This window comes from Bradyrhizobium sp. USDA 3311, assembly GCF_054062495.1.
Genome location: NZ_JBSSFI010000001.1, coordinates 5,842,297 through 5,862,386, shown reverse-complemented (window position 1 = coordinate 5,862,386; position 20,090 = coordinate 5,842,297). Strand labels below are relative to the sequence as shown.

The 20,090-nt window shown below is 63.5% G+C and carries 22 protein-coding genes and 2 pseudogenes; 13 read left to right on the top strand and 11 right to left on the bottom strand.

The features are described from left to right. Window positions 1-333 precede the first annotated feature (333 nt). Window positions 334-677: pseudogene (locus tag ACVWW6_RS28080) on the top strand (IS701 family transposase); the annotation flags it as partial. Window positions 678-699: 22 nt separating this feature from the next. Here ACVWW6_RS28080 and ACVWW6_RS28075 read toward each other — a convergent pair. Beyond that, on the bottom strand, window positions 700-1,017 hold the full coding sequence (locus ACVWW6_RS28075; protein ID WP_304553956.1) for a hypothetical protein: 318 nt from the start codon (window positions 1,015-1,017) through the stop codon (window positions 700-702). 416 nt (window positions 1,018-1,433) lie between these two features. Between ACVWW6_RS28075 and ACVWW6_RS28070 the strand changes: the two genes are divergently transcribed. Continuing rightward, a complete protein-coding gene (locus ACVWW6_RS28070) occupies window positions 1,434-1,850 on the top strand; it encodes a trehalose-6-phosphate synthase (RefSeq protein WP_304553602.1) in 417 nt (138 codons plus the stop codon). A 166-nt stretch (window positions 1,851-2,016) separates the two neighbouring features. Here ACVWW6_RS28070 and ACVWW6_RS28065 read toward each other — a convergent pair whose 3' ends face one another. After that, entirely contained in the window at window positions 2,017-2,232 is a 216-nt protein-coding gene (locus ACVWW6_RS28065; RefSeq protein ID WP_304553603.1) for a hypothetical protein, read from the bottom strand. 407 nt (window positions 2,233-2,639) lie between these two features. Here ACVWW6_RS28065 and ACVWW6_RS28060 point away from each other — a divergent pair. Beyond that, window positions 2,640-2,885 (top strand): annotated as a pseudogene (locus tag ACVWW6_RS28060) (hypothetical protein); the annotation flags it as partial. 726 nt (window positions 2,886-3,611) lie between these two features. Continuing rightward, window positions 3,612-3,824, top strand: coding sequence for a hypothetical protein (locus tag ACVWW6_RS28055; protein ID WP_060912148.1), 213 nt, complete (start codon window positions 3,612-3,614; stop codon window positions 3,822-3,824). A gap of 333 nt (window positions 3,825-4,157) precedes the next feature. Here the strand turns inward: ACVWW6_RS28055 and ACVWW6_RS28050 are convergent, their stop codons facing one another. Beyond that, a complete protein-coding gene (locus ACVWW6_RS28050; RefSeq protein WP_304553604.1) occupies window positions 4,158-4,826 on the bottom strand; it encodes a hypothetical protein in 669 nt (222 codons plus the stop codon). 271 nt (window positions 4,827-5,097) lie between these two features. Here ACVWW6_RS28050 and ACVWW6_RS28045 point away from each other — a divergent pair, with 271 nt between their 5' ends. After that, the gene (locus ACVWW6_RS28045; RefSeq protein WP_165448161.1) at window positions 5,098-5,268 is read left to right on the top strand and encodes a hypothetical protein; all 171 of its coding nucleotides are present in this window, start codon (window positions 5,098-5,100) and stop codon (window positions 5,266-5,268) included. 700 nt (window positions 5,269-5,968) lie between these two features. Beyond that, complete coding sequence (locus tag ACVWW6_RS28040; protein ID WP_456681740.1) at window positions 5,969-6,211, top strand: hypothetical protein; 243 nt, start codon at window positions 5,969-5,971, stop codon at window positions 6,209-6,211. Between the two features lie 63 nt (window positions 6,212-6,274). On the opposite strand, the gene ACVWW6_RS28035 is transcribed toward ACVWW6_RS28040, so the two are convergent. Beyond that, window positions 6,275-9,379, bottom strand: a complete 3,105-nt coding sequence (locus tag ACVWW6_RS28035) for a DEAD/DEAH box helicase (protein ID WP_456683185.1) — start codon at window positions 9,377-9,379, stop codon at window positions 6,275-6,277. A gap of 578 nt (window positions 9,380-9,957) precedes the next feature. On the opposite strand from ACVWW6_RS28035, the gene ACVWW6_RS28030 reads away from it, so the two are divergent. Together ACVWW6_RS28030 and ACVWW6_RS28025 are read left to right on the top strand one after the other, a co-directional pair. Then, window positions 9,958-10,197 carry a hypothetical protein gene (locus tag ACVWW6_RS28030; RefSeq protein WP_038967477.1) on the top strand — a complete coding sequence of 80 codons (240 nt, stop codon included), beginning with the start codon at window positions 9,958-9,960 and terminating at the stop codon, window positions 10,195-10,197. Between the two features lie 222 nt (window positions 10,198-10,419). Next, on the top strand, window positions 10,420-10,704 hold the full coding sequence (locus ACVWW6_RS28025; RefSeq protein ID WP_028173950.1) for a hypothetical protein: 285 nt from the start codon (window positions 10,420-10,422) through the stop codon (window positions 10,702-10,704). A gap of 100 nt (window positions 10,705-10,804) precedes the next feature. On the opposite strand, the gene ACVWW6_RS28020 is transcribed toward ACVWW6_RS28025, so the two are convergent. The 3 genes from ACVWW6_RS28020 to ACVWW6_RS28010 all read right to left on the bottom strand — a co-directional run bounded on the left by ACVWW6_RS28020 (window position 10,805) and on the right by ACVWW6_RS28010 (window position 13,305). Continuing rightward, a complete protein-coding gene (locus ACVWW6_RS28020) occupies window positions 10,805-11,200 on the bottom strand; it encodes an NUDIX hydrolase (RefSeq protein WP_028173949.1) in 396 nt (131 codons plus the stop codon). Window positions 11,201-11,345: 145 nt separating this feature from the next. Further along, window positions 11,346-12,437 (bottom strand): AI-2E family transporter, encoded by a 1,092-nt coding sequence (locus ACVWW6_RS28015; protein WP_060912142.1) that lies wholly within the window; start codon window positions 12,435-12,437, stop codon window positions 11,346-11,348. A gap of 145 nt (window positions 12,438-12,582) precedes the next feature. Continuing rightward, on the bottom strand, window positions 12,583-13,305 hold the full coding sequence (locus ACVWW6_RS28010) for an outer membrane protein (protein ID WP_304565026.1): 723 nt from the start codon (window positions 13,303-13,305) through the stop codon (window positions 12,583-12,585). A 255-nt stretch (window positions 13,306-13,560) separates the two neighbouring features. Here ACVWW6_RS28010 and ACVWW6_RS28005 point away from each other — a divergent pair, with 255 nt between their 5' ends. Beyond that, window positions 13,561-13,788: a hypothetical protein gene (locus tag ACVWW6_RS28005; RefSeq protein WP_038967475.1), complete on the top strand. Its 228-nt coding sequence runs from the start codon at window positions 13,561-13,563 to the stop codon at window positions 13,786-13,788. 52 nt (window positions 13,789-13,840) lie between these two features. On the opposite strand, the gene ACVWW6_RS28000 is transcribed toward ACVWW6_RS28005, so the two are convergent. Beyond that, a complete protein-coding gene (locus tag ACVWW6_RS28000; RefSeq protein ID WP_038967474.1) occupies window positions 13,841-14,644 on the bottom strand; it encodes a helix-turn-helix transcriptional regulator in 804 nt (267 codons plus the stop codon). Between the two features lie 98 nt (window positions 14,645-14,742). On the opposite strand from ACVWW6_RS28000, the gene ACVWW6_RS27995 reads away from it, so the two are divergent. Continuing rightward, window positions 14,743-15,312 carry a pyridoxamine 5'-phosphate oxidase family protein gene (locus tag ACVWW6_RS27995; protein ID WP_028173945.1) on the top strand — a complete coding sequence of 190 codons (570 nt, stop codon included), beginning with the start codon at window positions 14,743-14,745 and terminating at the stop codon, window positions 15,310-15,312. A 263-nt stretch (window positions 15,313-15,575) separates the two neighbouring features. Then, the gene (locus ACVWW6_RS27990) at window positions 15,576-17,624 is read left to right on the top strand and encodes an acetoacetate--CoA ligase (RefSeq protein ID WP_456681739.1); all 2,049 of its coding nucleotides are present in this window, start codon (window positions 15,576-15,578) and stop codon (window positions 17,622-17,624) included. A 6-nt stretch (window positions 17,625-17,630) separates the two neighbouring features. On the opposite strand, the gene ACVWW6_RS27985 is transcribed toward ACVWW6_RS27990, so the two are convergent. Then, complete coding sequence (locus ACVWW6_RS27985) at window positions 17,631-17,843, bottom strand: hypothetical protein (RefSeq protein ID WP_375762749.1); 213 nt, start codon at window positions 17,841-17,843, stop codon at window positions 17,631-17,633. Between the two features lie 199 nt (window positions 17,844-18,042). Between ACVWW6_RS27985 and ACVWW6_RS27980 the strand changes: the two genes are divergently transcribed. After that, window positions 18,043-18,345 carry a hypothetical protein gene (locus ACVWW6_RS27980; protein ID WP_011087444.1) on the top strand — a complete coding sequence of 101 codons (303 nt, stop codon included), beginning with the start codon at window positions 18,043-18,045 and terminating at the stop codon, window positions 18,343-18,345. A gap of 5 nt (window positions 18,346-18,350) precedes the next feature. Here the strand turns inward: ACVWW6_RS27980 and ACVWW6_RS27975 are convergent, their stop codons facing one another. Beyond that, window positions 18,351-18,584, bottom strand: a complete 234-nt coding sequence (locus ACVWW6_RS27975) for a hypothetical protein (RefSeq protein ID WP_028173941.1) — start codon at window positions 18,582-18,584, stop codon at window positions 18,351-18,353. A gap of 333 nt (window positions 18,585-18,917) precedes the next feature. Next, window positions 18,918-19,202, bottom strand: coding sequence for a hypothetical protein (locus ACVWW6_RS27970; protein WP_304553609.1), 285 nt, complete (start codon window positions 19,200-19,202; stop codon window positions 18,918-18,920). Between the two features lie 189 nt (window positions 19,203-19,391). Here ACVWW6_RS27970 and ACVWW6_RS27965 point away from each other — a divergent pair, with 189 nt between their 5' ends. Continuing rightward, complete coding sequence (locus ACVWW6_RS27965) at window positions 19,392-19,979, top strand: formyltransferase family protein (RefSeq protein WP_011087445.1); 588 nt, start codon at window positions 19,392-19,394, stop codon at window positions 19,977-19,979. Window positions 19,980-20,090 lie beyond the last annotated feature (111 nt).

Sequence of the window (20,090 nt, the reverse complement as noted above, 5' to 3'; positions counted from 1 at the left end):
CCAGAATAGGCCGAACATCGGTCGCTTCTTGTGCAGCCATTCAGCGGTGCTTGTCGAGATCGAGTGGCTCGTCACTCGTGAGGCGCGTCGGCATCAATGCGCTGCGCGTCAGCCAAATCAACCGGGCTGATGGAAATCATCTCCATCGTTGAAGTGCGCTGCGGCGCCGCCGGCACCATGATCATAGTGGCAACGCGGCGAAACGACGCAAATACAGATGGCTGCGAAGTCACCAAACACAAGGCAATACACATCCCGGATTAGTTGTTGATGCCGGCGACGAGATGCTTGCTGATGCTAAATGGAAAAATGCGTTGGCGATCGGCGGGCATTGGGAAGCAGAAATGTTATCTCGCAAATCTACCAACCGGGAGGACTGCGGCGGTTGGCAGCAAGGCGCGATTGATCTGCGAGCAAGCGCATCAACAGCTAAAAGAGGAATTCGGTCTCGATCACTTCGAGGGATGATTGACACAGTCTTTATCGTCACGCTCTTGTGATGATGATTGCTACGCCTTCTCGCCGCATTGCCAAAACGGAGCGCAAAAATGAATCGACGGGCCACCACCTCGGCCCAGCCTGCCGGCCGTGCGTCCCGCCATCGTCGCGCTCATTGTTCGGGCATCAGATCCGCGATACCTATACTGCAGAAGACGGGTCAGCGAAAAGCAACGGCGTGGACAATCTGCCAAGGTCGTGTCAGCGCACACGCGAGGCGCCTTTATGATCGTGCAGGAAACGGGCGATCCGCGTCTTCAATACGATGGCGTCGTGCGATTTTCCCGAGGCCGCGCACTCGAAGAGCCTGCGTTGGACGTCAGTAGGCAGATCATTCCATTCGCTGACAAGGGCGGCACCCAGACATTCCAGGACTCTGCGCTCCACATCCCGCAAATCGCTCGCTTTGTAGGGTAAAGGCCACGCCAGCTCCTGCGCTCCGCCTTCCTCGTCCCACCGGTCGAGAGCGGTTGCCATTTCTTCTTCCGGCGCTGTCCTTCGGCCTTTCTTTTTGACCATGCTATATAATCGCACATATCGCAGGTAAGCGCCATTCGGTCGATCGCGGGTCGATCCCCGGCGCCAATCCTTCCAGTACCGAGAATGCCGCGACTGCGAAGATCGGTTTTAGACGGCGCCCAACAGCTGATCGGCAGAGTATCCTGTATTTACTGCGAGAAGATCTATATGTTTTACAGGTAACGCCTTGATCTCGCCGCTCGATATCCATGCGTCGCGCCCGACCTCAAGCGCGAGATTGCCTGATGACGGAACCATCGGTTCGGTGGAAGGACTTGTGGGTCTTCGCGTGGGGAGCGAGGTGAATGTGGGCGCCGGCGGATGTGTCACCGGTCGATCGTTTGCGTTGCCGTGTTCGCAGAGATCTTTTGGCGGCCTCGGCTTGACGCAGCCCTGACAGCGCGGAGAGGACCCGCTTGAACCGTTTGGTCATCGTCTCCAACCGTGTCGCCTTGCCGGGAGAAGCTGCGCAGCGCAGCGGCGGGCTTGTGACCGGCCTCGTCAACGCTCTGAATCAGGCTGGAGGGTTGTGGTTCGGATGGAGTGGCAAGCTTGGAGAAACAACACCAGAGCCGAACGTTTTTGAGACCGAGGGAGTGACGTACGCTACCGTCGATCTTACCCGCGCGGACCATGACGGATACTACAGCGGCTTCTCCAACGCGGCACTGTGGCCCTTATTCCACTATCGTCTTGACCTCATTAACTTTACCCGCCGGGACTTGGCCGCCTATCGACGGGTGAACGCCCTACTCGCCGACGCCCTCGCGCCCCTGCTCAGGCCGAGTGACCTCGTCTGGGTCCATGACTATCATCTGATCCCGACCGGTTAGCGGTTGGCAAACCCCCTATTTTTCGATCCCGTTAGGGCCTTTCAGCTCTCAGAGATTGTCAACCGCGATCGTTGAAATTCCTATAGAAAATGCTTTGAACATCTTTCTTTTAATCACGGGGTCCTGGGTTCGAGCCCCAGCGCGCTCACCAAGCAAATTCAATAGCTTACGGCAGACCATCAACCGATTGAAAAAGCCCCGTGTGGGCACTTGTGTTGGCAAATCGACTGCTGCTCTCACGGTCGGAGATCTCGGCCCTGCAATTGTTTGCCGTAACAAGCAGGCCGGCGCGCTCCTCAGCCGTGGTCGCCTGCCCTGCCAATTCCAGGCAGATGCGCTCCATGCGCGCGAGTTCGTCGATGTCGTGTTGATATTGCCCCATGCGGCTGATCAGACTCCGGCACCCCGCTCAGGTCAAGGACGGGCCGCGTAAGGAGCCTTCGACCGCGACACGCGTTAAGGACCAGAGCAGGAGGACGGAGGCGGGTTATGAGTACCATCCCCCTAGACCTTCAACGAAGGTTCGAACAGCGCTGGGCCGCCCGATTTCCGCCGTCGGGGGGAGCGGTTGCAACTCGATGGGATCGGCCTGAAAAGCATGATCGGCAGCTGGCCACGCCCAGAAAGGGCAAAAGAAAAAATCGCCAAGCGAACCTAGCTCGTTCAAGTTCAGCGCCGACGGCGTGAGCGCGGGACCGAAGCCCCCACGACGCGCAGAAGCTCGCGCGCGTTCCGAGACCCAAGGGATTGATAATTTGACTCTGGCCTGCGCCGCGTTTCGATGGCGGCATGCCCCGCCCTGCCCGCCGCCACACGCCCACGCACGTTGACGGCCGCCCCGTCAAGATCACCTTCGGCGAGATGCGGGAGATGGGCTTGCGCGGCGTCCTCGTCTATTGCCATTGCGGCCATCATATCGCTCTGAGCGCCGATCGCTGGCCTGACGATGTTCGCCTCTCTGGTATCGAGCCGCGCTTCGTCTGTGCCGGTTGCGGCCGCCGCGGAGCTGAGGTCAGGCCAGATTTCGAGAGCGGCATGCCGCCGCAGTTCGCGAGCTCGAACGCACGTGAGACCGCTGCAAAAAGGCCATATTTCGCGTGCGAGTTGATGAAGCGGGAACTTTCGGCAATTGGATACATTGCCGGTCTCGCCGCTTATCGTGTCCCTCGGGCCTGAGGAGCTGTCGTTGAACCGGGAATTAAAGGAATTCCGCAGGCTCGAACGCGCTTGCAGAGAGCACGCAGCCATCGCTTCCCTCGATCTTGAGCGTGAGGGTCTTCTCAAGGTGGCGGAGTATTATCGGAAAGCTATCGAAGCTTGCAACGCCACCCCACAGCGGACAGCCACCCGCAAATTTCCCAAGGAAGGCCCGCCAGCGTGAACCGTGGCGCTGCCTTTCCACGTCCCCACACGCAGCGACCCCGCCTCGCTGATAGCGTGGTAGGGCCGCCTGCCTTTCCTTGCTGGGGCTGGAAGGGGTAAAGCCAGCACGGTCGGCAAGTTCAATTTACGCCGGTGAAGTGCCGAAATGAACTGCCCAAAAGGGGCACTCCGTCGGAGGCGGAAGGTCTGCGAAAACCACACGGACCCGATGAACAGACATTACGTCCCGGAGCTCAATCCCAAGGGCAAGGAACCGCATTGGGGACGACGCAAGCTGAAACGGGATCAATGATCGTCTTCTCTCGGGAGACGCCACACGATTTTCATTTTTAGTCGGAATCAAATTGAGCCGTTGCTTCAATTATAAGGACGTCATTCATGACCAAGGAAAATTGCCTGATCGTCCACGTTGCTGGAAGACAGTTGGATCTGCTGCGAGGAGAAGCCTCGCGCATTGCAAAGGACAGTAAACTTGATTGGTGGATCGATCATGCCGATGTCGGCACGCGCTTCTGCTTTGAAGATGCGAAGGCGAAAGAAACCTTCGCTCTCACCTGCGACAACTTCGGCGTTCCGTGCCGCGACGGCTAGGAACTAAGCCAAACGGGAAAAGCCGCAGGGTGGTTCCAGCCCCCACTGCGGCATTCCCGGACAACTAGAAATTGGCTGGTACTCAAATCTCGCCGGTGTTCTCACAGTAGAACACCCCGTTCCGAAAATGGACTCCGTACAACTACCGGAGTTCGACGTCTCACGGATTGCAGCTTAAGAGCGAGCGTGGCACGGCTTGCATTCCAGCCCCCAAGGCTCCCGGCTGCCGATTCAATTGCGGATCAGAGCGCCGGGAGCGCCGAGGCCCGCCAGCGTAAACCAGCGGGCCAGTTCAGTGCGGGCACAGTCCCAAGCGTTTCGTTCGACCTATCTTCAGCTTTCCGGCGCCGCAACTGCAGCCGGCATGCTCAGCGGCGCTCCTCCAACCGAAACAGGCCCCACCGACTTCGACTGCCGGACCATCCGTTTGCGCATCGCCGCGGACAGTCCATAGCGAGCATTCGCTCTTCGAATGGAGGACGTGACGTCCGACATCATTGCGCCTTGCAGCGAGTCCACCTTCGCGATGAGCGTGGACAGCTGCGAAGATATCTTCCTCATGTCGAACCGTTCGTCCGTGATGCTCTGGCGCAGAGACAGGAGCACCATTGTGTCCTGCTGCAGCAGGGCGGCATTTTGCTGCAATGCTTGGTTGTTCTCCTGCAGCGAAGCCGTGTGCTGCTGCTGGGCCGACTGGATATCCTTCAAGGCGGCGACAACCGGATCCGGTTTCGCTGCGGATGCGTCCCGGCGCGGAAGCAGTTCGGCCAGACTGCCGACACTCAGCGACGAAAAATCGGCCGGCGACGTATAGATGGCCGCCGAGCCGTTGATGGCCAGGGCACACACCGACAGCGCCAGGACCGATTTCCGGCTGGAGCGCTTGATCGGAACTGGAGCTTCCGGGGCGGCGGGTTCGGGCGCTGCGGCTGCGAGCGCGAGCGCTGCGGGGTCGAGTTGTTCGACGAGGCCTTGCGCTTCCAAAGTCGTGGTCATCTGCATTGACCTCATGAGCGAGCAAAAGGAAGCCGACGCCGGAACGTCCTCGCGACGGCTCCTCTACGCAGCACCCACCTACAACTGTCTAAAATTGTAGGTTTTTCGGCTTAATTTCACGTTAGCGGCCGGGCCGCCCGGCAGGCCCGGCCACCCCGGCCGATTGCGGGGTCCAGGCGATGGAATGAGCAATGGGGCAGCCTGCTCCGAAGCGCGACAAAGCCGCGAGACAACGCCCTCAAAAGGTGTAAGATTCAGCAAAACAGGAGGGAGCGGCATGTTTGAAATCAACGGTTTCGACACGGCAGGCGTCGTCAGCCTCAAGCGGCTGTCACTCGAGGCCGCCCTCAAGAAGGCCAGAGAGCTCGTCGCGGACGGGTGCTGGGACGTTCAGATCGTTGATCCAACCGGCCGGATATACACCTCGTTCGAGGAGCAGGCCGCCTAGCCACCCCGCCTTCCCTCTTCTGAAATCACCCAGCCATCGGATCGCGCTTCGCGAATTCCGGGCGTTGCCGTGATCCAAATGAAAACCCCAGCGCCTGGTGGGAAGCGCTGGGGCGTTTTCAAAATATCAATCGGTAAGGCAATGCGGCCTTCATAGCAGCGGCCGCGGAGACCGACCGTGAACCGGTTCACAGCACGTCGCCGATTTTTCCTTGTCTACGACGGTCGCCGGCGCTGGCCTACAACGTAACCGACCCGCTATCCGCCTCGGCCGACATTGGACGAGGCGCTGTTCAGCCATCGCTGCGTTGCTTCATCGCTCCAGCCGGGGACCGCGAAGCGCGCCCGGGGATTCACTTCAGCGCCGGAACGATCGACCGCGGGAGAGCGCGGATGATGCGCGCGGAAGCGTTGCGCCGTCGCCACGTTTGCGGCGGTGCACAGGACGATCAACAGACCCATGGCCAGAACAGAGCGCATCGTATCGGTTCCAATCGAGCAACCTCTCGGGCTGATGTGATGCGCCAACCGTCCCGCCGCAATCTGACGCGGCATCACAGCTAAGCGATAGACACGCGAGCGCAACGCCCTTGCGATGGCACGAACCGGCGCTCAACGCCCGAGCGCCGCGCCGTTGCCAATCAACTCAATTGGGAGCACGCTCTCTCCAGGCGCTCAAGACGCCACACAGGGAGAGACACATGAAGGAATCGGGCCTGGATGGCCGCCATCGGGACAAGGATGGCGGGATCAGCAAGAAGCACGGCAACACGCTGGTTGGCACGTTGCGCAAGATCTACGGAAAGGGTTTTGCGGCCGGCTATCCCGATTCGACCCAGCTCAGCGAGGTCCTGGCTCAGCTGAACGAGACGTCGCTGAGCCAGTTGCGCCGCGATCACGACACCGGGCATTTGGGGCACAAGATCGACCACGCCTCAAAGTGACTGATGTCACCTGTCTGATTGACCCGGCTGGATGAAGACGGCGCCAGACCGGCGCATCCGTCCTCACCCCTCGTCCAGCACCTCGAACAACTCTTCAACCCGCTCGAACGGCGCGTCGCGCATCTGGCTGTGATAGACGACGCGATCGCCGTCGCGCTGCAGTGACTTCCCTCTCGACTTCCGCAACCGTCCGGGCAGGAACGTTGCGGCCACCGCCCCGAGGCCGACGTCGAGCCGGATGATGCCCCTTCGCTTGCATTCGAGCCTGAGCTTCGCGGCGGCAAAGAAGTCGCGCGCGACTTTCGGCAGCGGGCCGAAGCGGCGGGAGGTTTCCTCCTCGAGGTCGACGAGGTCGTCCTCGCTGCTGCATCTTGCGGCGCGCGCATAGAGTTCGAGCCGCACGGGCTCGGAATGCACATAAGTCTCGGGCAGCATGTCCGCGACCGGCAGGTTCAGGTCGGGCACCCACACCGCGGCCCGCTCCTCATCGACCTTCTCCGAGGCCATTTTCAGCAGGTGGCTGTAGAGCACGGGTCCGAACACCTGGACATGGCCGGATTGCTGCTCCGAAAACAGGTCGCCCGCACCTCTGAGATCGAGATCGCGTTCGCTGATGGCAAAGCCGGCGCCCGGCCGGCTGAACTCCTCGAGCACGGCCAGCCGCTTCTCGGACTGGCCGGAATTCGTCTCGGTCAGCAGATGGGCGAACGCGCGGATGCCGCTACGGCCGACCCGTCCGCGCAGCTGATGCAGCTGGGCGAGGCCGAACTTCTCGGGCCAGCAGACCACGATGGTGTTCGCACGCGGAATGTCGAGGCCGCTCTCCACGATGTTGGTCGCGAGCAGGACGTCGGCCCTGCCCTCGACGAAGCTCATCATCCGGTCGTCGATCTCGTCGGCAGCCAATCTGCCGTGCAGGCACACGATGCGAAGATCGCCGGCCACCGCCTGCACCCGCGCCAGCATCGGATCCAGATCCTGGATGCGCGGACAGATCAGAAAACTCTGGCCATGGCGCCGCTGCTCGCGCAGCAACGCCGACGCAATGGCCGCATCCGACAGCGGCGCAATCCTGGTTGCGACCGGAAGCCGGTGAACCGGCGGCGAGGCGATCACGCTGAGGTCGCGGAATCCGGCAAGGCCGGCGGCGAGCGTGCGCGGGATCGGCGTGGCGCTCATCATCAGCACATGGACATTTTTGGCGAGGCTGGAAAGCCTGGCCTTCTCCGCCGCGCCAAAATGCTGCTCCTCGTCGATGATGACGAGGCCGAGATCGTCGAACTTCACGTCCTTGCCGCCGAGCGCCTGCGTTCCGACCACGACCTTGATCCGGCCGCTGCGCAGTCCCTCCCTGGTCGCCCGCAGGTCGGCGCCGGATGTCGCCCGCGACAGGTTCCCCACCTCGATGTCGAACGGGGCGAAGCGCTTCTGGAACGTTGCGACATGCTGCCGTGCCAGCACCGTCGTCGGCACCGCGATCGCCACCTGCTTGCCCGACAGCACCACAGCGGCAGCCGCCCGCAGCGCCACCTCGGTCTTGCCAAATCCCACGTCGCCACAGATCACCCGGTCCATCGGATGGCCGGATGCGAGATCCTCCAGCACGTCGCGGATCGCCTTCGCCTGGTCGACCGTCGTGAAATAAGGAAAGCGCGCGACGAATTTCTCATAGGCCGATCCCGGCGGAACCAGCTTGTCGGCGCGCCGCCTGCGGCGCTGGCTGATGTGCTTGGCCAGCACCTTGCCGGCGATCTGGATTTCGCGCTCGGCCTCGGTGCGGCGGGCCCACCATGAGCTGCCGTCCGCCTTGTCGAGCGCAAGCTTGCCGGGCTCGGTTGCGTAAGGCCACATCAGCGCCAGATCGGGCGGCGGCACGAGAACCGCATTGTCGCCTGCGAACACCAGGCGGATCATCTCGCGCAGTGCGCCGCCGCCCGTGTTCACGGTCTGCAGGCCATCGAGCACGGCAAGGCCGCGCTGGAGATGCACGACCACCGTGCCCTGCTCGGGCACGTCGGCATGGTCGAAGGCCGCGCTCCAGGCCCGCGCCATCGGCTGCGGATGATGCGCCCGGCTGCCGAGCACGTCGGACGCCGTCACGACAACGAGCGACTTTTTCCCCGGCACGACGAAGCCCGCATCGAGATCGGCCAGAAGCGCCGCCTCGCCGCTCCGCCCGCGCACCGCCTCGTCCCAATTCTCGCAGCGCTGCGCCTTGACGCCGCCCATCCGCTCCATCACGCGCAGGTCGTCCTCCTGCGCCGCGACCAGGATCAGCCGCGAGCCGGCCCGGCGCGTCTCCTCGACAAAGGCACGCAGCGCCTTCCTGGAGGAGGTCAGCTTCGAAAACTCCGGGATGGGCTGGAAGGACGCCGTCCGCGGCAATACCTTCATGCCCCTGGAGAGCTGCTTCCAGTCGCGCCGTCCAATGTATTCGCGTTCCCTCTCCGCGCGAGGCGCGGCCTCCTCGATCGTGCTCAGCCAGCCGTCGACGTGCAACGGCACCCCTGCATCGGCGATCCATTTGGCGCGCCCGCAATAGTCGAACAGCGTCGCGCGCTTGCCGCGTTTGCCGGCGAAGGCCAGCCGCTCCGACATGGGATCGACGAGAAGCTCGCTGGTCTCGAAGATGATGTCGTGCTCTTTCGGATCGAACGCCACGATCCGGCTGATGGCGCGGCCTGAATGCTCGATCCGGAACGGCCCCAGCGCGCCCGCGGGAAATATCTCGAACGTCTGCCCGTGAAACAGGGCTCCGCCCGGATAATCCGGCTCGTCCTCGAGATCATATCCCAGCTCTTCGAGGCGCCCGCGCAGGTCCCGCTCGGAAAACGCGCCGCCCACCTTCAGGCTCACGCTCAGGCGCGACAGGCTCGCAGGCGGCGGCAGGCGCTCCATCACGGCTTCCGCCGTCGAGACCAGAAAGAGCGGCTTCCTGGATTTCGCGAGGCGTCGCAGCACCGAGGCTCTGCGCCCTGCCAGTTCGTGCGACGGCTCGAGCTGATCGAACGGCAAAGTGTTCAATCGCGGAAACACCAGGACCTCGCAGGCGGGATCGAGCGCGTGAATGACGCTACCGAGCCGCTCCGCCCTGTTCTCGCTCTCGGCGAGAAAAACGATGCCGCTGCGTCCGGACTGCTTCCATTGTGCAAGCAGATGCAGAGCCATCGAACCGAGGGGCGATGAAGACGAGATCGTGGCGCGCTGCGATCCTTTGCCCTTCTTTGGCGATGTCTTGGTCGCCTTCGCCTTTTTGGAAAGCCTCACTTGAATCCGTCTCTGGTCGTAAACTGTCACCCACCGAACGCGAGCCGCCTCATTGTCGATTCGGCGGTTCGCCGCCATCCATATGGGATTTGCCCTGCCAACGCACGCCTCGTGGCAACGTTCGGAGCGCCATCGCGCTCCCGAAATCTTTGGCTGTGGATCGGAACTCGCCGCTTCCGAAGCATTCAACGCGGCGTGGGACCTGCTTCTCTGGATGCACGGGCTGCTGCGATCGAGGACGCGCTGCTCGCATGTCCAGCACGAAAAACCCCAGCGCTTGGACGCTGGGGCGTTTCGTTCAAAATGAAATGGTCAAGCAATACGCTTTCATAGCAGTGAATGTGTCGCGTGCTTGTGAACTGGTTCACACGCGCTGTTGGTTGTTGGCGCGGATCGATCATGCCGGAACGGGGTACCGCACCTCCGGTTTGAGCCTGCGCGCGCCGCGGGCTAGGATGCCTTCTTTTACGGAGGCTCATTTGAAACCATTCATTTTCATCGCCGCCATTGCACTCCTTGCGGCGTCCCCCGCCCGCTCGCAGCCGCTGGTCGATCCCAACAAGGTTGCTCCCGAATTCCGCGAGGCGGCCGAGAAGCGCCGGGCCGAGCAGTTGCGGCAGCGTGAATGCGCGCTGAAGGCCGATCTCGACAAGGTGCTGCCCAGGGATCGCACCGCGTATCTGAACCATTGCCTCGACACGCTCGCAGCCAGGCAATAGCGGCTGGTCGGGCAGCTCTAACGACCTGAGCCTGTTGACGACCTCTGCCTGCCGCCTGTCGCGGCGGGCCGATGACGCCCGCCGCGTCTTGCGAGCATCGCCGTCGTGCGCACGACATCGGCTGCGACGAGAACTGCGGTGAATTCACCAAAGCCTTCAGGCTTCCTTCAGACATTTGGGATCACCTGACGATCCATTCCCATCGGTCATTGTCGGTCGCGCATGAGTTTCGTCCAGATTCAGTGCACGCGCTGCAAGTCCGTGTTCCGCGATCGCGCCGGGCGGTTGCAGGACGGCTATTCCAGGCAATGTCCGAGTTGCGAGGTGGTGCTGTTCTTCGCCGAGGATTCGCAGCACCCCTTCGTCAAGCGCGCGATGCGCAATGCGCGCAAGGCGCGCAAGGAGCAGCGCGAGGCCGAGGCGGCAAGGCGCGTCGCGCCGGAGCCGCGCGCGGCGCGCTCGAGGTCATTCGCCGGGCGGGACCGTTCGGTGGATCGGGAAGACTAGAGCCGTTGTCCGTTCCGATAGAATCGGAGCGGGGCCCTGGATTCCTATTTTGACGCGTTGTCTTGACGCCAACCGGTATCCACTTTGCGGGAACGCGAACTCAGCCGCGCCGCCGCGGCTTCCTCGGAAACAGGCGGTCGCGGATATAGCGCGAGGTCGGGGTCAGGCGGATGCCGCGCGGCTTCTGCCAGGCGGCGCGATCGATCTCCTTCTTGTCGCCGATCGCGAGCCTGCCCTTGGCGCCCTTGGCGATGAAGATCGCATCGCTCATCTTGCGGCCGGAGCGCTTGTTCCTGGCCTTCACTTCCTTCCAGAGGCTGATCCGGCCGAGCTTCAGCTTGGGCAGTTCCTCCTTGATCTCGCGCCGCAGGCAGTCCTTCTCGGACTCGCGCGCGCGCTTGCGGCCGCCCGGGAACATCCACAGGCCGTCCGACCGGCGTCTGACCAACAATACCTTGCCGCGCTTGGCGGCAACCAGCTTGGAAGACTTCGCCATTGCTGCCGTAATCGAAAATAGAATCGTCCCAATCGTAACTTGTCTAGTCGGATAGACAAGTTCGGGACGCGCCTTGATCACAGGCCGCGGGCCTTCGGGCCAGCTGCGACACGGCGTTCAGATCGCGCCGTTCGAGGACGCAAGATCAGCCTTCGCTCGCCTTCGCGCCCGCCCGGTCCTCCGTCCTGATCCAGGCCATCATCATCTCCCAGGCCACCGACAGGATGATCGGCCCGATGAACAGGCCGACGATGCCATGGGCGAGCGTGCCGCCGATCACGCCGACGAAGATCACGATGGTCGGCGTGGTCAGGCCGCGCCCCATCACGAGCGGCTTCAGCATGGTGTCGATGAAACCGACCAGGACGAGAAACACCGTGAGCAGCAGCGCCGTGGTGACGTCCTTGGCGGTCCAGATCCAGATGATCACCGGCAGCAGCACGAGGAAGGCGCCGATCTGCACGATCGAGAGCAGCAGCACGATGAAGGCGAGAAGGCCGGCGCTCGGAACGGCTGCGAGCTTGAAGCCGATGCCGGCGAGCAGTGCCTGCACGATCGCGACGCCGATCACCCCTTGCGCCACGGCGCGGATGGTCGCGCCGGCGAGCCCCAGGAAATGCTCGCTCTGCTCGGGCACGATGCGAAACAGGAAGCCGCGGCTGGCCGCAACCAACCGCGGCCCATGCGGGAACAGGAAGCCGGCGACGAACACCGAGACCAGAAACTGGAGCGTGCCGACGCCGGCATCGCCCGCGAACGACAGCAGCGGTCCTGCCAGCGGCTGGAGATAGGGCGCCACTTCGCGCAGCACCGCGCGGATGTTGGTGTAGGCCTGGTCCCAGAGGTCGTAGAGCCACGGGCCGACGAGCGGCCACGACTTGAGCTGCTCCGGCGCCGACTGGAGCGCGAGATCGCCGGTGCCGAGCTGGTGCGCCAGCTCGCGCACGCCGTCCACCGCGCTGATACCGAGCCAGGTTGCAGGGCCGATGACGATGCCGAGCGTGATCAAGGTGAGGATCGCCGCGGCGGTCTTGGGCCGACCGCCGAGGATCTTGGCGACCCAGCTGAAGGCCGGATAGAACGCGACCGCGAGCACGCCGCTCCAGGCCAGGATCGGCACGAACGGACGGATGATCAGGAAGGTCCAGATGATCAGCAGGGCGAGCAGGCCGAGCCGGATCACGAGCTGGATGATGTCCTCTCCCGTCAGGAGCTGACGGAGGCTTTTCACGGGCACGACTTTCTTTGCGGCATCGACGCTGGTTCCGGCACATGCACGGGCAAGCCGTTATTGCCAGCCCCGCATCCGGCGTCAAGACGAGGCGGGCTCCCGCTCCGGCTTGACCGGACCGAGGGCTGATCCTGCGGCAACGCCTGCGCGGCTAGAAGTGGTAGTTCACGCCGACCGTTCCGGTCTGGATGTTCAGCTTCACATTGGCCGGCGTGGCCGCCAGGTTGCCTGATGTCACCGGCTGCTCGGTGATCGCGGCGAAGCCCATGTAGTTGTACTCGGCCCTCACCGACCAGTTCGGCATGAACATCCATTCGACGCCGCCGCCGGCGAGCCAGCCGGTGCGGTTGAAGCTGCCCGAGGCAGAACCGGCGAGCGCGCCGGCAAGGCCATTATTGGCATTGTACTTGTCGCGGGTGAAGGCCGCACCGCCCTTGGCGTAGAGCAGCACGCGGTCGAAGGCGACGCCGAACCGGCCGGCGACCGTGGCGATGTAGTCGTTCTTGAGCGACAAGGTGAAGCCGGCGCCGCCGCCGAACGGACCGCCGGCGTTCTGCGCGACGCTGGACCAGGCGCCGGTGCCCTCGAGCCCCACCACGACATTGCCGATCTGGTAGTTGCCGCCGATCTGGCCGCCGACGATGCCGCCGCTGGCGGTGACGGAGGTCCAGACCGCGGTCGGATCGGTCGGGTCGATGCCTGTCCACTTGCTCCAGGCGCCGCCGCCGTGGGCGCCGATATAGAAGCCGGTCCAGGTGAAGATCGCAGCCGGCACCGGCGCCTTCACCGGCGCAGGCGCGATGATATCCGCAGCGAATGCCGGCGTTGCCAGCGACAGCAGCGCGGCCGTCAAAACGAGCTTTGTCCCCATCATCTCACCCCCGCTTGCGCGCCTCCCGACCGAGGCGACTGGGTGAAATCTAGCTGCCGGACCAGGCGCGCGCTTGGACCTGTCGGCGGCGCGATTTGGACTGACCGGCGCTCCGAACACCCGGAACATCCTGCACTGGCTCGGAGCGGAGCCCGGTTTGGCTAACGGCGATTAACCGGATTTCGTTGCCCCAGTTTACGCCGATGCAAAGACCCGCTCCTACCGTGCACCGAGGTCCCAAGAAAACATTCCGTGCAAATGGCCAACAGCATCTGGACGATCGAAGAATTCACCTGCACCGGTTGCAGCATGAACTACACCGCGACCAGGGAAGAGCACAGCGAAGCGCATTCCGGCAGCTTCAAATGCAAAATCTGCAGCGGCGTGGTGCACGCATGGTCCGGCAAGCATCACTTCTTCGGCTGGCAAGCCGTGAAGACGAAGCCGCCGGTATTCGGCCGGCGCTGGGCGGGCGTGGGTTGGTAGACGGACGCTGACGAGCGAGCGGGCCGCGCGGCGGGTTTGGCCGCGATACCGGTCATCGATTGCGTATGGTTGGCGCAGAGAGAAGCATCGTCAGTCGATAGTCGGGCCAGCCCGCAAGAGACAGCGACACCTGCTGATAGCGCAGCAGTCCCATGGTCGGATGATCGAACGCACGTTCGCCCCCTTCGCGTGCCAAAACCCCCTGCGTCTCCCAGCAGCGCTCGAAGTCCGAGCTTCCAATTCTCAGTTCGTCTACGAGCCGGCGAATATCCGGATCGTCGGCGTAGCCCGTCACCGCGGCGCGGAACTCTGCGACGACGCGATGCGCACGGGACGTCCAGTCCAGGATCAGAGTTCGCGCCTCAGGCCGGAGGAAGATGTAGCGCAGAAGGTTTTTTTCGCCGTCAGCATCGAGCCATCCCGCAAACAGTCGGGACGCTTTCGCGTTCCAACGGCGCGCGCTCCATGTGCGATCGAGGATGTAGGCGGGACCATCGATCGCATCGACGCAGGCCAGTACCCCCTCAGGTGGATCATCCCTGTTGCCCGGCCGCTCCGGATCGCGCTTGCCCGCAAGCTCAAACAGATAGCCGCGCTCGGCTCGTGACAGGCGCAATCCGCGTGCGAGGCGCGCAAGTGTCGAAGCAGAGACGGACACATCGCGCCCCTGCTCGATCCATGTGTACCAGGTGGCGCTCAATCCGCAGAGCTGAGCGACCTCCTCGCGCCGGAGGCCGGGCGTGCGCCGTCGTGGTCCGGCGGCGAGACCGAATTCCGCCGGAGACTGGCGCTCCCGGAGCGCCCGCAAGAACGCGCTGAGCGAGAGTGCCGGAGCAATCGGATCCTGTCCTTTCATGGTGGTCTTTATACCAGGATAACGTGTATCCTTAAACCGGTACATTTGACATGTTAGTTTCGGCCTCGGCTTCGTCGCTACGCAAAGGACGGACGGAAATGGGCAAGCAATTCGCAAGGATCGAGCCAGAGCACAGGGCTTTCATCGAGCGGCAGAAGATCTTCTTCGTCGCCAGCGCCCCGCCGAAGGGACGCATCAACGTCTCGCCCAAGGGCCTGTCCTCATTCCGGGTGCTCGGAGAAACTGACGTCGCCTACCTCGATTGCACTGGCAGCGGCAGCGAGACCCGCGCGCATCTGGTCGCCTCGAACGACAAGCGGCTGACCATCATGTTTTGCGCCTTCGATGGCGATCCGATGATCCTGCGGCTCTATGGTCAGGGTCGATCGCTGATGCGCGGCACGCCGGAGTACGCCGATCTCGTTCCGAAGTTCGAGGAAGTTGCAGGCGCCCGCCAAATCGTACGCCTCTCGATTGACCTCGTGCAGACGTCGTGCGGTCTGGGCGTGCCGCTGTTCGACTACAAGCAAGAGCGTGGCAACCTCGTGCGCTACTGGACGGCGCAGGGCGTCAACAATCTGCGAAAATACTGGGGTCTGAAGAACATGAAGAGCATCGACGGCCTGCCGACCGACTTTGCACCCGACAGCATGGCTCCGCCACGCTGACAGACCAAGATTGCGTTCCCCCACACCTCCGTCATTGCGAGCGCAGCGAAGCAATCCAGAATCGTTCCGCGCGTGACAGCCTGGATTGTTTCGCTGCGCTCGCAATGACGAGTCTGTTGAAGCGATGGTTGCGATCTCTGCCACGTCGCCCTGGCGAAGGCCGGACCCGTTAGCCCGGTCAAGGCCGCCTGCTAGTACCGCGGCTTCTGCTAAGCTGCGAGACGGCTTAAACTCCCCTTCCCCGCAACTGAAGCCGACACGCAATGACCGCACCTTTCGTTCCCCAGATCGCCCTCTATCGCAACTGGCTCGCCGAGCAGCGTGGCCTCACCTTCGGCAGCTACGAAGACATGCGGCAATGGTCGGTGCGCGATCTCGACGGCTTCTGGCGCAGCATCTGGGACTATTATGATCTGCAATCGCCGACGCCGTTCGCGGCCGTGATCACCGAGCGCAAGATGCCCGGCGCGGTCTGGTTTCCAGGCGCGCAGGTGAACTACGCGCGTCAGGTATTCCGGCATGTCGAAGCCGCCGACGCCGCCGGCCTGCCCGCGATCGTCAGCGGCGGCGAGGACGGCAAGCTGAGGGAAACGAGCTGGCCGGAGCTGCGGCGCAAGGCGGCCGCGCTCGCGCTGCATCTGAAGGATAACGGTATCAAGCCCGGCGACCGCGTCGCGGCCTATCTGCCCAACATTCCCGAGACCATCATCGCGTTCCTCGCGACCGCCAGCATCGGCGCGGTCTGGAGCGTCTGCGCACCCGACATGGCCGCGCCCGCCGTGATCGACCGCTTCAAGCAGATCGAACCCAAAGTGCTGATCGCCTGCGACGCCGTCACCTATGCCGGCCGGCGGCACGACCGGCGCGACGTCGTCGCCGAACTGCGGCGATCGCTGCCCACGGTCGCGCATGTCATCCTGCACAGCGAGGCCGGTGCGCCTGCCGCGCCGGATGCCCTGCTCTCCGATATTGTCGCCAGGACAAGCGCCGCGATTGACACGTTCGAGCCGGCCTGGCTGCCGTTCGATCATCCGCTCTGGATCGTCTATTCCAGCGGCACCACCGGCCTGCCCAAGCCGATCGTGCACGGCCATGGCGGCATCGTCATCGTGGTGCTGGCGCTGCTCGGCCTGCACAACGACATCGGCTGCTCCTATCACCAAAACTCTTTCGGCGAGCGCTATCACTGGTACTCTTCGACCGGCTGGATCATGTGGAATTCGCAAGTCGGCGGCCTGCTCGGCGGCGCCACCTGCTGCATCTTCGACGGCAGCCCCGGCGGCGCCAAGGACAAGCCGGACTGGACCACGCTGTGGCGCTTCGTGGCGCAATCGAAAGCGACCTTCTTCGGCGCGGGCGCGGCGTTCTTCGCCAACTGCGCCAAGGCCGAAATCGATCTTGCCGCCGCGGGCGATCTGTCGCGGCTGCGCTGCCTCGGCTCGACCGGATCGCCGCTCAGCGCCGACACGCAAGCCTGGTTCAACGACCGCTTCGCCGCACTGTCGAAGACCAATGGCAGCAAGGCGCAGGCCGACATCTGGTGGGCGAACATTTCCGGCGGCACCGATTTCGCCGGCGCCTTCATCGGCGGCAACCGCGAATTGCCACAAACGCCCGGCGCGATGCAGTGTCGCCTGCTCGGCGCCGCCGTCGAAGCCTTCAGCGAACAGGGCCGCGCCGTCACGGACGAGGTCGGCGAGCTCGTCTGCACCGAGCCGATGCCGTCGATGCCGCTCTACTTCTGGAACGACAAGGACGGCGTGCGTTACCGCTCCAGCTATTTCGAGACCTATCCGGACAATTTCGACGGCAGCGGCCGCGGCCCCGTGTGGCGGCACGGCGACTGGCTCAAGGTCAATCCGGACGGCTCCTGCATCATCTACGGCCGCAGCGATGCCACCATCAACCGGCACGGCCTGCGCATGGGCACGAGCGAACTCTATTCCGCGATCGAAGCCTTGCCGGAGGTGCTGGACTCCCTCGTCGTCGACCTCGAATATCTCGGCCGCGACAGCTACATGCCGCTGTTCGTGGTGCTGCGCGAAGGCGTCGCGCTCGACGCCGCGATGCAGGCGAAGATCAACAAGGCGATCGAGGCCGGTCTCTCCCGGCGCTTCCTGCCGAACGAAATCTTCGCCGTCGCCGAGATCCCGCGCACGCTGTCGGGCAAGAAGCAGGAGCTGCCGATCAAGAAGCTGCTGCTCGGCCAGCCCGTCGAGAAGGTCATCAACAAGGAGGCGATGGCTAATCCCGGCTGCCTCGACTGGTATCTCGCCTTCGCGCGCGACTACCTGGCGCGAAGCGCTGCGTAGCTGCGATCAGCCTCCGCCGAAATTGGAGGGATCGAGATTCCTGTTCTCCGACGGCGGGATCGGCGGCCACCCGGGAAATTTGTACCAGCCGGGCGGCACCGGCGCGTCCTCGGCCGGACGGACGACAACGGGGTGGTGCGGGCGGGCGTGGCGCGCCGGCGCGGCGGCGACAGCCGAACATGCCGACATCAAGAGGATCACAACCGCGATAAACCGCATCGCACGGGCTCCAAACGTCCACCCGGGCTGACATGTGGTGCGGGAACCATGCTGTGCCCACGCATACGCGACGTCACGACCGGTCACAACGGCGGCACCGCGACATGCGGACGATCGGCCCAATTGCGCCGATGCCGTTTGCACTCCGTTCACCGATCGCCGCTAGATCAGGACGAATCCACAGCGACGAACCGCGGAAATGGCCGACCTCAACGCCGTCCTCACCAGGCTCAACGATCGTCTGCTCCGCCTCGAGGGCGAGCTGTTCGTGCTGCGCTCGCTGGCGCGCGCAACCCTGACGGCCGGCGACGACCATGCGGCGCGGATGCGCAAACTGGTCGAGGCGGCCAAGGTCGCGCTCGACGACGAGGCGAAGCGAGAGCTCGACAAGCCGACGCGAAAATATGTCGATGCGGCCACCGCACTCGTGGAGGAATTGCTGGTGGAGCCGACCCCGGCGCGGCCATTGTTCACCGTCATCGACGGCGGCCGGCGCGACTGAGCGCGTCAGATCAAACGTGTCGTATCGGCATCGTTGGAGCCAGCCTTCAGCCGGCTGAGACCTGCCTCGATGATCGCGATCTCCTCGTCGATCTGACCGATCGGCAGGCTGAAATCATAGCCCGACCTGCTCTTCAGGTCGACCGCGAGGCGCTGCCTGTGCATCATCAGCTCGTCGAGGCCGCGCCTGTTCTTCAGTCGGACATAGATGTCGACGATCTGCTCAATCGCGCTCGGCATGAAATCGGTCCCGGCGAAAAAGCCCGCGCGGCGCACCCACGCCGGCGGGACATTTTCGGTGTCGCGGTACGCATTACAAATCCGCGACGGATTCGTCGATACGCCAGGCAGGTTGAGAACGCGTTACCGTCAGATGATTTTGCGACGCGCGGCATGAAAAGGCCGCTGGCGATCAGGCCAGCGGCCAAAGCCGGGTTCGAAAATGGATCCGGATCAAATGTCGCCAGCCCCGGTATCGCCATTCTAACGGCGGGATGGATTCCTTCTGTTCGAAATGAAACACAGGAACCGTCACATCATCATTTGCCGCTCGACCGTGGCCGTGCGGCAACGCTAGTCGGCGACGCAGAAGTACGTCCGCGGCAGTCGGCGATAGGCGCTGTAGCGATAATGCGGCCGGTAGGCGTAGCCGCGATAGAGCGCCGGCGGCTCCTCGCCGTAATAGGCGCCATCATAGAAATTATAGACCGGTCCCCCCGCGCAACGATAAGCGTCCCAGGTCGGCCCGATGAACGGCGCGACGCCGATCTCGGGCGGGACCGCCGGGTACGGCCCGCCGGCATGGCCCGGGGTGGCCGCAATCAGTGTCGCAAGAAGGATGAACCAGGCGCTGCGCATGCGCTCGCTCCGAACCGGTGCAATGCGCGCATGCAAGCACCGGAACGGTCGGCCGCGCAATCGCGGAATTCACCGTCTCCTGCGCCCGGCGCATTGTTGATAACCGGCAGAAACGGCCCGCAGATGGTGACACGGCGCCCGGACGTGTTATCGGGGGTATGACGCAGTTGCGAGACGGATCGGACACACATGCGCATTACCCTCGTCGGCTCCCGCCATTTCGGCGTGACCACCCTGAACATGCTCCGGGAGCACAGCGTGTCGATCGCGCGGGTCGTGGTGGCCGATGCCGAGGACCGCCTTGCTGCGACCGCCAGGGCGGCCGGCATCGAGGTGGTGGTGCAGGCCAATCCGAAGCTGGTGGTCGCCTCCGAGATCGCGCCCGACACCGATTTGATCATCACCGCGCACAGCCATGCCCGGATCGGAAAGGACGCGCTCGCCGCGGCCCGGTTCGGCGGGATCGGCTATCACCCCTCGCTGCTGCCGCGCCACCGTGGCAAGGCCGCCGTGGAATGGACCATCAAGGAAGGCGATCCGATCGCCGGTGGCACGATCTATCATCTCGCCGATCGCATGGATGCCGGCGCCATCGCCGCGCAGGACTGGTGCTTCGTCAAGAAGGGCGAGACCGCCCGCGAACTCTGGGAGCGCGCGCTCGCCCCGCTCGGGCTCAAATTGCTGGCCGACGTGATCGATTACGTCAAAGTCCACAAGGCACTGCCGGCCAAGGTTCAGGACGAGCAGTTCGCGACTTCCGCGCCGAGTCTGTCCTGACGTTTACCCTTAACGTGAAGCCGCATTGATTCTGCTTGAAAAATCGGAGCCAAAAACACAAATAAACCATTGTTTCCACAGGAACAATTTTCGATTTGGCATTGCAACAAA

Bases quoted from the DNA above. Each gene is read 5' to 3' on its own strand.
- ACVWW6_RS28055 (WP_060912148.1), top strand. From the start codon at position 3,612: ATGACCAAGGAAAATTGCCTGATCGTCCACGTTGCTGGAAGACAGTTG.
- ACVWW6_RS27985 (WP_375762749.1), bottom strand. From the start codon at position 17,843: ATGCGGTTTATCGCGGTTGTGATCCTCTTGATGTCGGCATGTTCGGCT.
- ACVWW6_RS27995 (WP_028173945.1), top strand. From the start codon at position 14,743: ATGGGCAAGCAATTCGCAAGGATCGAGCCAGAGCACAGGGCTTTCATC.
- ACVWW6_RS28065 (WP_304553603.1), bottom strand. From the start codon at position 2,232: ATGGGGCAATATCAACACGACATCGACGAACTCGCGCGCATGGAGCGC.
- ACVWW6_RS28005 (WP_038967475.1), top strand. From the start codon at position 13,561: ATGGCCAACAGCATCTGGACGATCGAAGAATTCACCTGCACCGGTTGC.
- ACVWW6_RS28020 (WP_028173949.1), bottom strand. From the start codon at position 11,200: ATGGCGAAGTCTTCCAAGCTGGTTGCCGCCAAGCGCGGCAAGGTATTG.
- ACVWW6_RS27980 (WP_011087444.1), top strand. From the start codon at position 18,043: ATGGCCGACCTCAACGCCGTCCTCACCAGGCTCAACGATCGTCTGCTC.
- ACVWW6_RS28075 (WP_304553956.1), bottom strand. From the start codon at position 1,017: ATGGTCAAAAAGAAAGGCCGAAGGACAGCGCCGGAAGAAGAAATGGCA.
- ACVWW6_RS28045 (WP_165448161.1), top strand. From the start codon at position 5,098: ATGTTTGAAATCAACGGTTTCGACACGGCAGGCGTCGTCAGCCTCAAG.
- ACVWW6_RS28010 (WP_304565026.1), bottom strand. From the start codon at position 13,305: ATGATGGGGACAAAGCTCGTTTTGACGGCCGCGCTGCTGTCGCTGGCA.
- ACVWW6_RS28000 (WP_038967474.1), bottom strand. From the start codon at position 14,644: ATGAAAGGACAGGATCCGATTGCTCCGGCACTCTCGCTCAGCGCGTTC.
- ACVWW6_RS28025 (WP_028173950.1), top strand. From the start codon at position 10,420: ATGAGTTTCGTCCAGATTCAGTGCACGCGCTGCAAGTCCGTGTTCCGC.
- ACVWW6_RS27975 (WP_028173941.1), bottom strand. From the start codon at position 18,584: ATGCCGAGCGCGATTGAGCAGATCGTCGACATCTATGTCCGACTGAAG.
- ACVWW6_RS27965 (WP_011087445.1), top strand. From the start codon at position 19,392: ATGCGCATTACCCTCGTCGGCTCCCGCCATTTCGGCGTGACCACCCTG.
- ACVWW6_RS28050 (WP_304553604.1), bottom strand. From the start codon at position 4,826: ATGCAGATGACCACGACTTTGGAAGCGCAAGGCCTCGTCGAACAACTC.
- ACVWW6_RS28040 (WP_456681740.1), top strand. From the start codon at position 5,969: ATGAAGGAATCGGGCCTGGATGGCCGCCATCGGGACAAGGATGGCGGG.
- ACVWW6_RS27990 (WP_456681739.1), top strand. From the start codon at position 15,576: ATGACCGCACCTTTCGTTCCCCAGATCGCCCTCTATCGCAACTGGCTC.
- ACVWW6_RS27970 (WP_304553609.1), bottom strand. From the start codon at position 19,202: ATGCGCAGCGCCTGGTTCATCCTTCTTGCGACACTGATTGCGGCCACC.
- ACVWW6_RS28035 (WP_456683185.1), bottom strand. From the start codon at position 9,379: ATGGCTCTGCATCTGCTTGCACAATGGAAGCAGTCCGGACGCAGCGGC.